The sequence below is a fragment of the Enterobacter cloacae complex sp. HYC003_NIDB genome, assembly GCF_056673375.1.
The window spans coordinates 732,332-747,204 of sequence record NZ_CP114220.1 but is presented as its reverse complement, the minus strand read 5'-3'; the positions used below and the strand labels follow the sequence as shown (position 1 = coordinate 747,204).

General features: G+C 50.2%; 13 protein-coding genes and 2 pseudogenes. 4 read left to right on the top strand and 11 right to left on the bottom strand.

The features are described 5' to 3' along the window. The first annotated feature begins 23 nt into the window (after positions 1-23). Positions 24-350, top strand: coding sequence for a four-helix bundle copper-binding protein (locus tag O1722_RS03550; protein WP_022649401.1), 327 nt, complete (start codon positions 24-26; stop codon positions 348-350). 464 nt (positions 351-814) lie between these two features. Further along, a pseudogene (locus tag O1722_RS03545) lies at positions 815-1,411 on the top strand (LysR substrate-binding domain-containing protein); the annotation flags it as partial. A gap of 41 nt (positions 1,412-1,452) precedes the next feature. Here O1722_RS03545 and O1722_RS03540 read toward each other — a convergent pair. The 6 genes from O1722_RS03540 to O1722_RS03515 form a co-directional block, all read right to left on the bottom strand. After that, positions 1,453-2,112 carry an SDR family oxidoreductase gene (locus O1722_RS03540; RefSeq protein WP_007897903.1) on the bottom strand — a complete coding sequence of 220 codons (660 nt, stop codon included), beginning with the start codon at positions 2,110-2,112 and terminating at the stop codon, positions 1,453-1,455. Between the two features lie 294 nt (positions 2,113-2,406). Then, entirely contained in the window at positions 2,407-3,243 is an 837-nt protein-coding gene (locus tag O1722_RS03535) for a helix-turn-helix transcriptional regulator (RefSeq protein ID WP_017384067.1), read from the bottom strand. A 75-nt stretch (positions 3,244-3,318) separates the two neighbouring features. Beyond that, complete coding sequence (locus tag O1722_RS03530; RefSeq protein ID WP_007897905.1) at positions 3,319-4,170, bottom strand: DMT family transporter; 852 nt, start codon at positions 4,168-4,170, stop codon at positions 3,319-3,321. A gap of 109 nt (positions 4,171-4,279) precedes the next feature. Continuing rightward, on the bottom strand, positions 4,280-5,155 hold the full coding sequence (locus tag O1722_RS03525; protein ID WP_023295441.1) for an MBL fold metallo-hydrolase: 876 nt from the start codon (positions 5,153-5,155) through the stop codon (positions 4,280-4,282). Positions 5,156-5,237: 82 nt separating this feature from the next. Further along, positions 5,238-5,810, bottom strand: coding sequence for a LysR substrate-binding domain-containing protein (locus tag O1722_RS03520; protein WP_255354090.1), 573 nt, complete (start codon positions 5,808-5,810; stop codon positions 5,238-5,240). After that, a complete protein-coding gene (locus O1722_RS03515) occupies positions 5,764-6,174 on the bottom strand; it encodes a LysR family transcriptional regulator (protein ID WP_157698488.1) in 411 nt (136 codons plus the stop codon). The genes O1722_RS03520 and O1722_RS03515 overlap by 47 nt, the downstream gene beginning before the upstream one ends. Before the next feature lie 259 nt (positions 6,175-6,433). Here O1722_RS03515 and O1722_RS03510 point away from each other — a divergent pair, with 259 nt between their 5' ends. After that, positions 6,434-7,558: an alkene reductase gene (locus O1722_RS03510; RefSeq protein WP_017384063.1), complete on the top strand. Its 1,125-nt coding sequence runs from the start codon at positions 6,434-6,436 to the stop codon at positions 7,556-7,558. A gap of 95 nt (positions 7,559-7,653) precedes the next feature. Then, positions 7,654-7,962: an ArsR/SmtB family transcription factor gene (locus O1722_RS03505; RefSeq protein ID WP_032622084.1), complete on the top strand. Its 309-nt coding sequence runs from the start codon at positions 7,654-7,656 to the stop codon at positions 7,960-7,962. 546 nt (positions 7,963-8,508) lie between these two features. On the opposite strand, the pseudogene O1722_RS03500 reads toward O1722_RS03505, so the two are convergent. The 5 genes and pseudogenes from O1722_RS03500 to O1722_RS03480 all read right to left on the bottom strand — a co-directional run. Continuing rightward, a pseudogene (locus O1722_RS03500) lies at positions 8,509-9,197 on the bottom strand (IS3 family transposase); the annotation flags it as partial. Positions 9,198-9,287: 90 nt separating this feature from the next. Further along, positions 9,288-9,716: a hypothetical protein gene (locus tag O1722_RS03495; protein ID WP_017384060.1), complete on the bottom strand. Its 429-nt coding sequence runs from the start codon at positions 9,714-9,716 to the stop codon at positions 9,288-9,290. A 3-nt stretch (positions 9,717-9,719) separates the two neighbouring features. Then, positions 9,720-11,837 carry a hypothetical protein gene (locus tag O1722_RS03490; protein WP_017384059.1) on the bottom strand — a complete coding sequence of 706 codons (2,118 nt, stop codon included), beginning with the start codon at positions 11,835-11,837 and terminating at the stop codon, positions 9,720-9,722. After that, complete coding sequence (locus O1722_RS03485; RefSeq protein ID WP_007897920.1) at positions 11,825-13,591, bottom strand: hypothetical protein; 1,767 nt, start codon at positions 13,589-13,591, stop codon at positions 11,825-11,827. The genes O1722_RS03490 and O1722_RS03485 overlap by 13 nt, the downstream gene beginning before the upstream one ends. Further along, positions 13,578-14,825: a tyrosine-type recombinase/integrase gene (locus O1722_RS03480; RefSeq protein ID WP_007897923.1), complete on the bottom strand. Its 1,248-nt coding sequence runs from the start codon at positions 14,823-14,825 to the stop codon at positions 13,578-13,580. Before O1722_RS03480 ends, O1722_RS03485 begins: the two co-directional genes overlap by 14 nt. Between the last annotated feature and the right edge of the window lie 48 nt (positions 14,826-14,873).

Sequence of the window (14,873 nt, the reverse complement as noted above, 5' to 3'; positions counted from 1 at the left end):
GTAACCTTAGCTAAGGAGAAATTATGTTAGACGAATACAAAAAATGCATCGAAGCCTGTTATCTATGTGCAACGGCATGTGATAACTGTGCGGCTTCGTGTCTCGACGAAGAGAATCTGGAGATGATGCGCGAGTGCATAAAACTGGATATGCAGTGTGCAAATATCTGCCGTCTTGCAGCTCAATTCATGACACTAAATAGCGGGTCTGCCCAGGATCTTTGCCGTCTTTGCGCTGATGTTTGTCAGAAGTGCGGTGACGAGTGTGGAAAGCATGAACATGACCATTGTCAGGATTGCTCAAGCGCTTGTCATCACTGCGCCGAACAATGCAGAAAGATGGCCGCCTGAGAAAAACTCAAATTACCAAACCCGCTTCGGCGGGGTTTTATATTCCCGGTAATAAGTCGTAGAAGGATGAGATAGATGAGTTTAAGAGTACGGGCGGGAAATAGATCTACTCGAAAGTACTAGCCTCAATGACAAATTCTGGCACAGATTATTTGATTGGCTCAATGTCCGTTTTCGCTGACAGCGGACTGCACCCCGCCGGGGTGACCGCTTCGTGCCAGAATTGGACGTTTCCAAAATCTGCATGCACTAATCGGTGGAGAGCAGATCTCACTGCATAGCCATGCAGACGCGCAGAAATCATCAGGGGCGTTTTTCAGGGGTTGGGGCAGGAAAGGTGCCGGAAACAGGCGGGAGGCCGCAGAAACGTGCTGAGGGCGCCTGCGGCGGCGCGCCCAAGGGTTGTTATGTTTAATATGGCAGAACTTTCCTGTCGCTATCATTTTGACGTCCGCTATTCGCTCATAGATATGCCTGTCGCGTTTGCGGCTTTACTTGTTATACCCAACCTGCCTGATTTTTATCGCCAGCATCCCGGAATTGAAATTATCCTGAGCAGCTCAGACCGCCGACGGAATATGCTGCATGATGGCCTGGACTGCATACTGAGGGTAGGGGAGCTGGACGATGGCGACTATATCGCAAAGAAGGTGGGAACCGTTAAAATGACGACCTGCGCCAGTCCTGCGTATCTTGATCAACACGGCACCCCGGAAACAATGGACGAGTTGCAGCAGCATCAGGCCGTCAACTGGATTAACAGCAGCAACAGACAAGTTATGCCCTGGACATTCGGGACGTCAGAGGGCTCCACCGAAATTGAACTTCCAGGCAGGCTTGTCGTGGATAACTCAGAAGCCTACATTGCAGCAGGCCTGGCGGGGCTGGGAATACTACAGGGCATGAATATTTTTTTGCAGCCTTATCTCGATCGCGGGCTGTTGGTAGAGGTTCTGCCAGATAATCCGTCCCCGAATCGCAAACTGTAACTTCTGTATCCGCACCGCCATCTCTCCCGAAAAGTACGGGCGTTTACCGACTGGCTGGAAAGTTTATTGTAAACGCCTGGGGGCCTGCAGCCTGCTGGTACGTGCGCTGCCTTTTATCGGCCCGCCAGCTTCTGTATGGCTTCACGGACAGGAGCATCGCCAGACGTCAGCTCAATGATGACGCGGCTGACGGCAGGTTGCTCAATGAGTTCAGCCAGCGTAGCCGCCACGTCATCACGGGGCACGTTACCATACGGGATGGCCAGGCCGGCACGTACATAACCCGTACCAGTCTTATCCTGCAGCGCGCCGGGGCGCAGGATCACCCAGTCAAGCTCGCTTTGTGCTAGTTCCACATCGGCCATTTTTTTAACACGCATATAATTTTCGAATGATTCAGAAGTGGTTTCTCCCCGTGCGGACTCCGGGAATGCAGAAACGAGCAGAAAGCGAGACACACCGGCACTGAGGGCGGCAGCTACCGACTTTTTCAGCCCTTCGCCGTCGACCGCATTGGTCATCTCCTGCCCCCCCTTACCGCCGGCACCGGCAGTAAACACCACTGTATCACTACCTGCAAAGTGCATCGCCAGCGCAGCTGCATCCAGCTCTGTCAGGCTCCCACTGACGGGCTCAGCACCCAGCTCGCCTAGCAATGCCTGCTGCTCTGGCTTACGGTAGAGGGCACGAACAGCATGCCCCCTTCCTGAAAGGATCCTGCACAGACGCTGGCCGATTTTGCCTGCACCACCGATAATGAAAACATGAACCACAGTTGTCTCCTTCTGGGGTTATGATGTGTCCGAAATTATAACCTGACATCAGGTCAGTTCCTTTGAGCCTGACCGATTGCACTGCATGCTGCTGCCAGCACCAGACAGCTGGTCAGATACTCAGTTGTTCTTATAGCTGAGAACAACAGCCGTACCGATTTAGCTCTCCCGTCACGATGAGAACTCCTGAACCGGTTACACGCAATGCCGGCCAATATCTTCCGTTATATTCGAAAGATCCACGCAAGTTACTGAAGTGCGAGGGACGCAATGTGTACCTTGAACGAACTGAAGTCAGCGGAACCCTGAAGGTTCGATTCCATAGCGTTCAGAAAACTGCCTGCTGAAGCTCGATACTGAATTGTAACCCACCCGCCCCGCGACCGTTTTTACCGGCAGCGTCGATGTCATCAGCAGGCGGAGAGCCTCCGCGATACGTGCATCGGCGATAACTGAGCGTAAGCTGGTTGACTCACTGGCCAGGTGGCGCCGAAGCGTGGGGCCACTGAGTCCCGTCAGATCTTCAATTTCAGCAGCACTCCAGGGATGAGCCGGTTTGTCCGCTACCATCTGACGGATTTTCATGGCCAGACTTGGCTGCCGGGCTCGCAGCAAAGCATGGTATCCCATGCCATAAAGCCAGAGCACCACTTCAACCATGGCGTGCAGGGAAAGCGGACGCTTCCCTTCCCGCATTGCGGCTGTCCAGCGGTTAAGGGGTGAAAGAAGAGCTGATACGGAAATGGCTGCGATGCTGCCGGTGTCCTGTGGTGGTGGTGCGGCAAGTAACAGCCTGGCTGCTTCAAGCTGTTCCTCCGCGAGCACCACGCTCAGGGCGACAAACTCACCACTTTGTTCTGAAGGGGCATATTCTATATCGATGCTACGGGCATTCGGGACGACCATAATCTCGCCCGGGATCACCCGGTGCCATTTCTCATTTTCACGATACCGGAATTCTCCTTCCAGCGGGAAGGAAAGGGTCGCACCTTCCACCTCGAACTTCTTTACCTGATGCGTCTGTTCTGCGCGAAGGCAATCGCAGGGAAGTGGAAAACGGGAGCGTGCCAGGGTAAGAAGCTCAGCGAGGAGATCATCAACGGGAGAATCGGAAAAGCTGACTGTTTGCATATTCATCCGGAATTTGACTTTGACCGCTATTATACGTCGCCATATACAAAAGCATACAGCGACGCGTGCGGTTGTCTATTCCCGGATGACAAAAATCAGGCCGATTATAGTTACTGCCATACCCACAAGCATAGGCAATGTAATGGCCTCTCCAAACAGCAACCACGCTTCAGCTGCCGTGAGAATGGGAACCAGGTAAAAGTAAGTAGCGACTTTGGTTGCTTCACCGCTTCGTATCATAAAAATCAGCAACATAATCGCCAGAACCGATACGCCAATAACCAGCCAGCCCAGACCCAGCGCAAATGATAAGCTCCACTGCGTCGGAGCAGATTCGAACATCAGGCTAATTGCACCCATCGATATTGTCAAAGTGACGTACTGTAAAAACGTGTTCGCAAAGATATGTCCATCTCCCTGAGCACGGCGCTGATAAAGCGCTCCGATCGTTACGCCAAATAACCCCAGCATGACCGACCCAAAAGCCACAGGATCCAGTGCAAAACTATGCTGCCCTGGCGATAGCACCAAGAAAACGCCCGCAAAGCCAATCGCAATACCCAGCCATTTCCGGGGATGCAGGGACTGACGGTGCATGAGTGAAACCAGTATTGCAGTCAGTACCGGCTGCAGGCCGGTGATGAGCGCCGCAATGCCTGACGGCATGCCACGATGGATGGCATAAAAGCATCCGCCCAGAAAGAAGCTCTGCAGGAAAAGTCCGACAATCAGGTTGCGAACCATTCCTCTGCCGGACGGAAAACGGGCCCTGAACCCCAGTGTAAGCAGCAGAAGGACCAGACAGGAAAATGCGCCACGCAGGAATAAAAGATGAAACGGCGCGCTGTACTGCACGGTAAATTTGGCTGCGACAAACCCTGACTCCAGAGGAATACAAAAAGCCAGGGCGCAAGAGTAATGAGCCATTTTTTTTGTGAGGCAGTGATATTCATAGTATTGCAGGTGGGTTCTTGTCGGGCGATATGAAAGGGGATCTCTTCCCGGTCACTATTGTGTGCACCGGGAAGGAAGGTGATCAGACTGCGGGTGACCACAGGTCGTAATTCAGTGCGAAGCTGTTACCTTCACGGATAACCTTACCGGTAGTAGGCAGGTTGAAGTGCATACCACTGACAGCCAGGTTATCGCTCGCTGCGCGGTCAAGCACTTTGCTACGGATGGCCGCCGCCGCCGCAGGATCGCTGTCGAACGCGATAGTAACGTCAGGCTGAGCAACCTGAATGTGTGGGAAGTGAACAATATCACCCCAGATGAGCAGCGACTCTTTTTCATCACCCAGCAGATAACCGGTATGTCCTGGCGTATGGCCGAACAGCGGTACAGTCTGAATACCTGGTAAAATCGCTTCCTCGCGGAATGGCACCAGTTTGTCGTCATAAGCGCTGAAGGCGTTCCTTGCTACTTCAAAGAACGGCTTGAATGCGTCAGGCGCGCCAGCGGAAATGGTTTCATCACGCCAGAAAGCGAGTTCTTTCTCATGCACAAACAACTGCTGAACATTGCGGAAAACGGGAGTCTGCAGGGGGCCTGCAAGCCCGCCGATATGGTCAGGATGCGCGTGAGTCAGGAGAAGGGTATCAATCTGAAGCGGGTCAATGCCTACCGCGGCCAGGGCTACCTGAAGCCGACCGCCCCAGCCATTAATACCTCCGGCACCACTGTCAATCAGGATGGTTCGCTCAGGCGTCTGGATAACGTAGACGTTGATATTAATACGGGGTACTGCTGGCACACCGCGCTTCTGCAGTAAATCCTCGGCACGTGAGCCGTCAATACCAGACAGCAGCTCAAAAGATACGTCCAGATAGCCATCACTCAGCATGGTCACAGTCATGTCACCTACTTTTTTGCGATTGATAGCCGGGGCCTGCCAGTTCAGTTGTGAAGTCATATTGGTCTCCGTTACGATTAGAGGTCATCAGGTTTTACTTTAGCAATAGTAACGAAATTTCTGGTTCGAACTGCTCATCCTGCTACGTAAACCGCTCATTCTTAAAATCCGGAGCACAGCAGGTTATATTGCTTTTGCCTTTCTCATGTAAGGTGTCGGTATTATCTTTACCGGAGCCTGTAATGGACATTATTGGAATTATCATGTCGGCGGGAAAAGCCTCTGACCAGTCCTCAAGCACCCGACAATAGTGTCCCGCCTCAATCCCCGCCAGGGCAGAAGACTCCGGCAGGTAGGCCAGGCCGTAGCCATCTTTTACTGCATGAAGCATTGGATAAATGCTTGAAAAAGTAAGCTGCCCGTCCACTTTTTTCACAATATTCTCCCCCTGCCTGACAAATTCCCAGCCATACAGCGGGCCTGTGGGTGACAGACGTATATTGATGCAGTCATGTTTTTCCAGCTGAGAGGGATGTAGCGGCAGACCTCTTTCTGGAAGATAGGTGGACGATCCAATGACGACAAACCGTATGTCCGGTGCGATTCGGACGGCCACCATATCCTTTAATATGTCATCACCAATTCGGACTCCGGCATCAAAATTGCCCTCAACAATGTCGACAAAACCGTTCTGCTGCGACATTTCCACCTTGATATCCGAATATTTTTTTTAGTAACGGTGACAATCGTGGCCAGAGACATTCATGAATCATGTGATCTGATACCGTAAGTCTGACCAGCCCAGCCGGTGTATGGCGCAGTCTCTGAAGAGCTGTCACGCCCGCTTCAATGCGCGCAAGACCGGGTTCAAGCGTCAGTAATAATTGTTTACCGGCTTCGGTGACAGCCACCCGCCTGGTTGTACGCATAAGTAACGGCATGCCAACGCGCTCCTCGAGACGACGTATCGTGTGTGAAAGCGTGGATGCCGAAATCCCGAGGCGGACAGCAGCCCGTGAAAAACTGCACTCCTGTGCTACTGCCATGAATGCAACATAGTCATTAAAATCGTGACGCATACCGTTCCCGTTCAGGATCTCCGATAACATTATCAGAACCATTTAGGTTCATGATGCCGATTCTGTGAGCCATCAGGCAACCCCCCGTTCCGCTCATCCGATCATAATTTTTATAAATCTAGATATTGGTAAATCTCAATATGTGGAATAAAGTGTCGTGGTTCTGCGGCTACATCGGCCGAACGACGACATGCCAGGTCGTAAATGCTGAGACATGGCGTTTCAGTGATATTGAAAATTCGCTATATCAGGATATGTAATGAAGACGAAAAACCTGTTCTCTCCCACCAGACTAGGTCCCTACACCCTGAAGAATCGTGTTGTACTTCCGCCTTTAACCCGCTCACGGAGCTCACAACCGGGTGATATTCCGAACGAACTGATGGCTGAATATTACGCACAGCGCAGCAGTGCCGGGTTTATGGTGACCGAAGGAACACAAATCGAACCTCGTGGGCAGGGTTATGCGTGGACCCCGGGGATCTACAGCTCACGGCAAGTGGAAGGCTGGAAGAAAGTGACGCGGGCAGTGCATGAAAAAGAAGGCATCATTTTTGCCCAGCTCTGGCATGTCGGAAGAGTATCCCATAACTCCCTGCAGCCAGGTAACGCCTCGCCTGTCGCTCCGTCGGCGATACCGGCAGGGGAAAACGTTAAGGTATTCATCGAAACCGGGCCGGGAGAGGGGGCGCTGGCTACCGCTTCCTGCCCCCGCGCACTGGAAAAAGAGGAAATTAGTGAGATTGTCAGGATGTACGCCGGGGCAGCTCAGAACGCCCTTGATGCCGGTTTTGACGGTGTGGAAATTCACTGTGCAAATGGATACCTGGTTAACCAGTTCATGTCATCCCATAGCAACAAAAGAGAGGATGAATATGGTGGCTCATTACATAACCGGCTGCGGTTTCTGCGCGAAGTGACGCAGGCTGTCGCTGATGTGGTCGGTAAAGACCGTGTGGGAGTCCGTTTTGCTCCGCTCTTTCAGACCACGGATGAAGTAAGGGTCTATCTTGGCCTGGTGGAAGATGATCCCCATGAAACCTATACCGAAGCCGTTAAAATTCTTGAAGAAATCGGAATAGCCTATATTTCTCTTGCTGAAGCCGACTGGGATGATGCTCCCGAATTGCCTGAAGCATTCAGAGCTGAAGTCCGTAAATTATTCAGCGGTGTAATTATGTATGCCGGGCGATATACGCAAGAAAAAGCCGAACGGATTATCGGTGCTGGCTGGGGAGACATTATCGGATTTGGCCGCCCGTTCATAGCTAATCCGGATTTACCGCAGCGCCTTTATCATGAATGGCCACTGAATCCGGTCGATCCAACAACCATGTATGGTGGAACGGCAAAAGGCTACACAGATTATCCCGCCTTTGGCTAACCATTCTTATGAGCATCAGCTTTTCAAAAGCTGATGCTTAACGTAGAGAAGTATCGTAACATTGCAATTCCTCAATGCGACAAGTGACAGAGTTTATGCCTGATATTGATTTGAATGACGTGATTAAGGCGCTGGGAAACCCTGTTAGAAGAAAAATTCTGTATATGCTCAAGGAACCGAAAATACACTTCCATCAGCCTTATGCTGATGCGGACGAGTTCGGTGTGTGTGTCAGTATCATTCAGGAAAAGGTCGGGCTCTCACAGTCTACCGTTTCTCTTTACCTCTCAGCTCTTCAACGGGCACAACTTGTTACTTCTCAGCGCATCGGTCCCTGGACGTACTACAAACGTGACAATGATAAAATAAGGGTTGTTCTTGAGTTGCTGAAAAATACAATCTGATACAGGACTGAGCACATTCAGTGTAACAGTACCGGGGGTTCGTACTTGCGATCCCGGCAGGCATTCCATGAAAGCGCACTAATTCCTCAATATCAGGCTGCAGACCGGTCATAAGAGGCTAATAGTTTTGCAAAATATCCACCAGTTTGGGTCAAATCACTCTGTCGGTTGGTGTGCATACTCGGTGAAAGGACCTGCAGATATTTAAGATGGCGGATAGCTTGTTACAGTGCCGCTGATGACATTCCGACCCTGTTGCCGTCCGGGTAAGATAATACCTCTGACAGCGGTCATAAAAGCCCAACATAATTGTCTTTCGAGCCATATATTAATCGCTCATCGCGCTCTCTTTTTCGAAGAGGTGTCACTTAATCATGATCGGTCAGTACAAAAAGACAGTGCTTTTCCAAATCCCGGACGGTTGTATGCGAAAACGGTGAAGCTCAACAAATGGTGTCATCGCTGTGCAATGCTCTGCGGGCTCATTGTTTCAGTTAACTGTTTGGTTACAGCTTCAATGAAGTATTTCAGTTAATTCACAGCGAGGGTTTGAGGAAACCACGCTGTGATTACCCAACGCTCATCCGGAGCATCCGGATTGAACTGTCGCTGGAGCTTGTTGGGCGACACGATACTGGCCTCGCCTTTACATGCCCTCGGGCTCCGGTATCCGACCTGAGCCTTTATCCCGACACGTTTCATCAGTCGCCAGACTCTGTTCACTCCGCACTGTTGCCCGCTGTCCCGCAGATCCAGATGGATTTTGCGATAACCATAGACGCATCCCGATTCCAGCCAGAACTGTTTAATCTGTCCTGTCAGTCTCAGGTCTGCCTGATGGCGTTGTGAATGCGGCTGCTGAAGCCAGGCGTAAAAACCACTGGGATGTTCATCCAGCACCCGACAGAGCAGGCGAACAGGCCAGCAACAGGTGTTGTCACGAATAAAGGCGTACCTCAGTCGGACAGCTTTGCGAAGTACGCCGCGGCTTTTTTTAATATGTCCCGTTCGTCGGTAACCCGCTTCAGCTCTTTCTGAAGACGGCGGATCTCGGCCTGAGCATCTGACTGTTCTTTATTAGTGGAAGAATCCGGACCGTAGTTCTTTATCCAGGCGTAAAGGCTGTGGGTGGTGATATCGAGACGCGTTGCAACGCTGGCAACAGAATAACCGCGATCAACAACCTGTTTGACTGCTTCAATTTTAAACTCTTCGGGATAACGCTTACCGCTCATGGGCACCTCTCTTTAAGCCATCTTAAATGACTCTGAGGTGTCTGTTAAACCCGTGGCGATTCACCTCGCGTCCTTCCGTTCAGTATAGCCTCAGTCCCTGACACCACCCGAGAACGGAATGACGTCCCCTTTCTCCCTCCCGGTGTTGCGTTCAAGCTCCCTGACATACTGCTGTAAAAGTATAAGGTTATGTAACAGCTCTACATTTTCAGCCATCATCTTTTTGATTTCTTCCCTCAGCTCATTTCTCTGACGGCGATACTTTTCTTTCAGCTTGATCTGCTGCTCAATGCCCTGCTCATCAACCGGCGCGGTGCCCTGGCACGTTTTTTTCAGACTGCGGATAGCCTCCCTGACCTGCCTGTACTCAGGACAGTTATAATTCAGGGTGCCGTTTGCCAGCCCCGCTCGTTTTTCCACAGCATACTGGCTGATACGCTCCCCTGATAACATCAGTTCCCTCAGGGCCTGCTCTGCTCTTGCCTGTGTTTTTTTAACCCCCGACTGTTCGTTCGTCATGCTCTATTCATCCTTTTCAAAAAAGCGGACAGCATCTGCATAAAAATCTCTCTCAAGCATCAGAAAATCCCTGTCAGCCTGAGGAGCATTATTTCGCACGGCAATCTCCAGAAGGTTGTCATAATGAGCCATCCTGCGTTTCCACACGGGAACAGAATCAGCTCCGGCCAGCATGTTCTCACATCCCGGATTGCAGGACGCTGACTGAACAACCGCCTTAAACTCGCAGTCATGGCCATTCATGCAATAAAAACCGTTTCCAAGAGATACCAGTTTTTGCCCGCCTCGTTTAGCCATGCTCATCGCTTTTTTCAGTGTAGGAAACGTCATCTGATGTAAGTGCCCACCTCTCTGGGACATCAGTAACTTCCCGCCTTCGCCATAAAGCAGGCCTTCATGCTGATAAGAAACAGCCCTGGAAGCTGAGAGTTCGGTATCAACCCTTTCAATCTCGGCAGCGAATGCCTGAGGGATCGCCCGGCTAAAATGCGAAGCGTTGAGTGCACCGGACATATACCACTCCGTCATGCCTCTGATTAAGTGCTTAAACTGCCGGATAAGATCATTAGTAGAAATCAGATCAAGACGCCTGAGGTGTACAGCAAGTGAACGGCGAAACTGATGGGTTCGCAATGGCCAGAAAGCCCCCTCCCGAATCTCCATCGCAACGCGTTCATCATCACGTATGTTTGGATTTAAAAGCCTGAACTCATCAATATGGTCACGTCGGATGAACAGATGGTGTCTTTTCACAAATTTCTTTGCCCACTCAGTCTGGCGCTGCGTCCCCATAAAAGAGAGTTTTTGCTCCGAGAACCACGACCTGATATTTAAAGACAATGGAACATTGTCCAGCGTCTTCCCGTCCAGGCCTGTCATGATTTGATTAATTCTGCGTAAATGCTGAAAAGGCTTTTCCACATAGCGACAAACAACCCAGTCTTCGTGACTTCCACCTTCCGGGGCGAACTTATGCAACACCGAACGAAGTCCCAGGATATCACCATCATAAATCAGTGAACCGTGCATCACGCCAAGCACTTCGCTGTGTCTCATCCCCGACATGGCCTGTATCACATTCATGACTTTTAACGTCAGCTCAAAATGCCAGGTGTTCAGCTTTATGTGATCAACGCCAATAAAATCAGATCTCCAGCGCTTATTTTTATGTACCGAGAACCAGCCCTGCATCCCGGGGCCAAGTGTCGCGAAAAGCGCCCGAATTTCCCCGGCAACAATATTGTAGTAATACGCGGCCCGGTAATCCGGTATGCTTTTTGCTGTCCCTCTTTTACGGGCTTCCAGCATCGACGTATAGTAAGGCGAATCATAAAAACCGTTTATGATAGCGCACAGCCGGGAAAACCCGTCAAAATCGAAATCACTGATTTCAGCATCCAGTTCAGTAATCAGCCCTTCCCAGACAGACATCATAAGACTGAAAGGCATACAATATGTCTGGTTTGAATCATCCACACTGTTGTAACTGTCGAAGCTAATATCAGGAAAGTAACCGTATTTTCGAAGACGGGTATGACCTGTCAGCGAGATATCCGCCAGGTCCATAAAGTAATTACGTAATGTTCTTTCAGAACGCTTCCTGCCGTGCTCATCCTCCTCCTTCATCTTTACAATGAAAGCATTCCGGACAAGCGGAAAACGAAGCTGAAACAGACTGCGATACCCCATAGACTCAATAATACGGGCTCCCGCCACAATGTTTGCACATTTCCGGATCAGTGACTGCGTCTTCGCGGTCCTGCCGACAATCCAGAGCAGGCTGGCTGAGATGATTTTGGCTTCAAGACGCAGTTCAGGATCCCGTATGCCTGAAAAATTAACGGTTCTTAACGTTTCACCAATATGGGTTCTGACATAGCGATTGGTCCAGACATCATCCCTGAAATAAATATTCAGCGTCTCCTCATTGATAAAACGCATATCATGTTCATCTGAGCTGGCGATAACCAGGCAGTTATTCAGACGTTCAAAGCTTTTGTTTTCTAGTGCCTCACAGATGATATCCTCAGTCGGAAACTCATCCCCTGAACGAAGCGGCGTTCCGGCAGGAAACTCCGCCATTCGACTACGGCTTACCTCTTTTTTCTTCAAATCTGCCATACCGGAGCCACACCTTCTCGCTGAAGTTTAACGCGCGCTTTTTTCAGGGTCGCCTCATCTACCAGCCCAAGCCGTAAATCAATCTTCAGGAGTAACGTTTCATAACGCTCCACAGCATTGACCGAACCGATGTACAACGGTTTTCCATACTCGATAGCATGCCTGAATGACAGCAGGAGCCATACAGACTCCAGCGTTTCCACAACGCAACTTTTTGAACATTCGACACAATGAGAAAAATCCGCACAAGCCTTTGGTGTCCGGCCAAATCGTTTTTGCTTTTTTATAAAGCGCAATTCAATATCTGTAGGCGGCTCCTGCGATCGACATCCCAGGCCATTCAATAAAAGATCCACACCCTCATCGCTTCCACGCAGATCGATCCCCAGCTCATCAGCAACTTTTACCCGCTCGGATAACGCACGTGTCGCAATCCCCTGATTCATAAGCGTATCAAGTGCAGCACTGAAGTTTTCCTTCGCCCCCTGTGGGTTACCTGCAGCATAATTCCGCCTGTAAGTGCCCCAGTTATGCTGTGCTTTTTCCGCCGTAATCAGACCATTCTTTAATGTTCTGTCCGTATACTGCTCAGACGTTTTGCGCAAGCCAGAAACGGTAATTGATGGAAGCGAGGGATTAAGCTGCCGCATCGTGGCCCACGCCCCCTCAGAGTTAGAAAATTTAGTCAGATGACTGGGATTAAGAGAATAAAGCTTACGGAATTTCACCTGCGGCTCACTCAGAAACAGCGCCTGTACCGGAGGGAAGTTATCTGCGGAAACCAGATAGTTAACGATGTCGTCCCTGAGCCTGATAAAAGACAGAAACCAGTAATAGCCCGCACGTTTGGTCACATACTCCGATTTACCTATCGTCAGACGTATATACTTATTCGCTCTCCCCTTATAAACATAATCAGTGCTGATACCCTTTTCATCCAGATGTATATCATCCCGCGTCAGACCCAGAACCTGAGAGGTGTTTCCCCATGTGTGGTAACAGAACAGAAAAAAAGAAGTAAGAAAGTAATTTTCCAGAACGTCCCTGATGATGATCTCTGCCCTGCTGACCCCGTTCTCTCCCGGATACCGGAAATACGCTTCATAAACAGGTGCCAGCAAAGACGGTGAGAAATGCCGCACCCCTTTTTCCGATTTAGCGATATGCTCCCGGATACATCCCGCAAGGAACTCATTCATGGATGACAACTGCCTCAGGATCTCGGAAAGTTCATTCCTGGTATAGCTATCCCTTCCCTGCTGCTGATACGTTCCTTTCGGTAAGAATTCATATTCATACCGCCTCTGAATCTGCCCGCCCGTAAGCAAAAACCGGTTGACCACGGACAAGTAGTGTCTTGCCATCCTGACTGAAATTTTTCGCCGACGAATATCGTTCATGAGATGTTTAATATACATTTCAACGCCTTCAGCCGTGCCATAGTCATACTGATTGACTGACTGCCATATAAAAAACATATTGAGATAACGGAAAATGGTTAACCTTCCGGCGGGACGGTAAGACAGAAGAAATCGTTTCAGAGAGGCAATAAAATCGCGTTTTTCAGGGCGGGCAAGATGCGAATGTTCACTAAACCATCCGGGGAGCAACACATAATCTGAAAAATGAGCCTGAAGATAAACGTCAAGTAAATAATATCGGTTCAGATCCCGCTGAGTGATGTGTCCGCTGACCGTCTCCCATGACAGCACATTTTCGGCCATCCACGTTATCTGCGTTTCACTCCGGCTCATATATGGCTCCATCGCGACCTGCAGCACCGTCAATCAATGCGTCCATGACCCCGGCGACTGCATCAGAAATCTGGTTTTGCTGAAGAAAGACGATGTATTTCATCGTCGTATTTTCGCTTTTATGGCCCATCCAGTATTTTACTGTACCCAGCGCATTTGCGGCCTGATCGGGATAGCAACTCAGTGCCGAGCGTAAAAAATGGGTCGCAAACGTTGCCCGCAAATCATGGGGTTTATGTCTGAACACATTTCCCGGAGCAGACCGGGCCAGGCGATGGCGAAAACTGTACCAGCGGGAGTAAAAGGCTTTTTCAGACATCCGTTTCCCGTTTGCCATTAAAAATAAAGGCTCGTGCCGCCCTTCCCCACCCTGTCGTGCACGCCATTTTTGGATCTTCTTTTCATACTCCTCATCCGCCAGATAATCCAGAACCTGCTCGTACAATCGTCTGGTGATGAAGAGTTCTCGCGTCATCCCAAACTTCGTATGAACTCCGCATCTCGGACCAATATGAAGCCCCCTGATGGTCAACTCAGATACAGGGACACTGGCAAGGTACTCTTCAGTAAAGAGTGACGACGGCAGGGTCAGCATTTCATCCAGCCGTAGCCCACAATTTTTCATCAGCACAATCATTAAACTGAACAACCCGGACTCAGATTTCAGTGCCTCATCCAGGATATGAACCTCTGCATCATTCAGTGGGTTGATTGTCCTTTTTGTTGTGCTGGTTATCCTGATGGCAAGATCCGAACTTATCACCTTGCGTCGCCCGTCAACGACTTTTTCGACCAACGTAAAAAATGAGCTGGCAGCCAGCTCACCACACTTGCCCAGAAATACGTAAAACCGTCGGATAACGCTGATGTACACCGCCGCGGTGGATGAGGCGATGCGCCCCTGCCTTACGGCCCCCAGAAGATACTCCCTGAAGCCATATGTAGGGCTTTGGTATTTCAACGTTCCCGGGGTGAAAGGGTCAAGTCCGTTATCCTCCAGCCACCTTATCCAGCGTAAAAATGCCCGGGCTAAAGGCTTTAAATCCCTGGCCTGCAGGATAGCTTTATCCATAAGATAAAAGTGTACATATCGGCTCAGTTTTCGATTCTGGATGCCGCTAATATAAGGTATTTCAGCATACAGAAATCCGGGTTCAAATTTCAGTTTCGGCTCTGTTGCATCCAGTTTGCTGACACGCCCATAACGCGCATGAATGTTAGTGATTATCCTCACAGTCTGTCGCCCTGAAACGCCACCTCATGCCTACACTATAAATCCGGA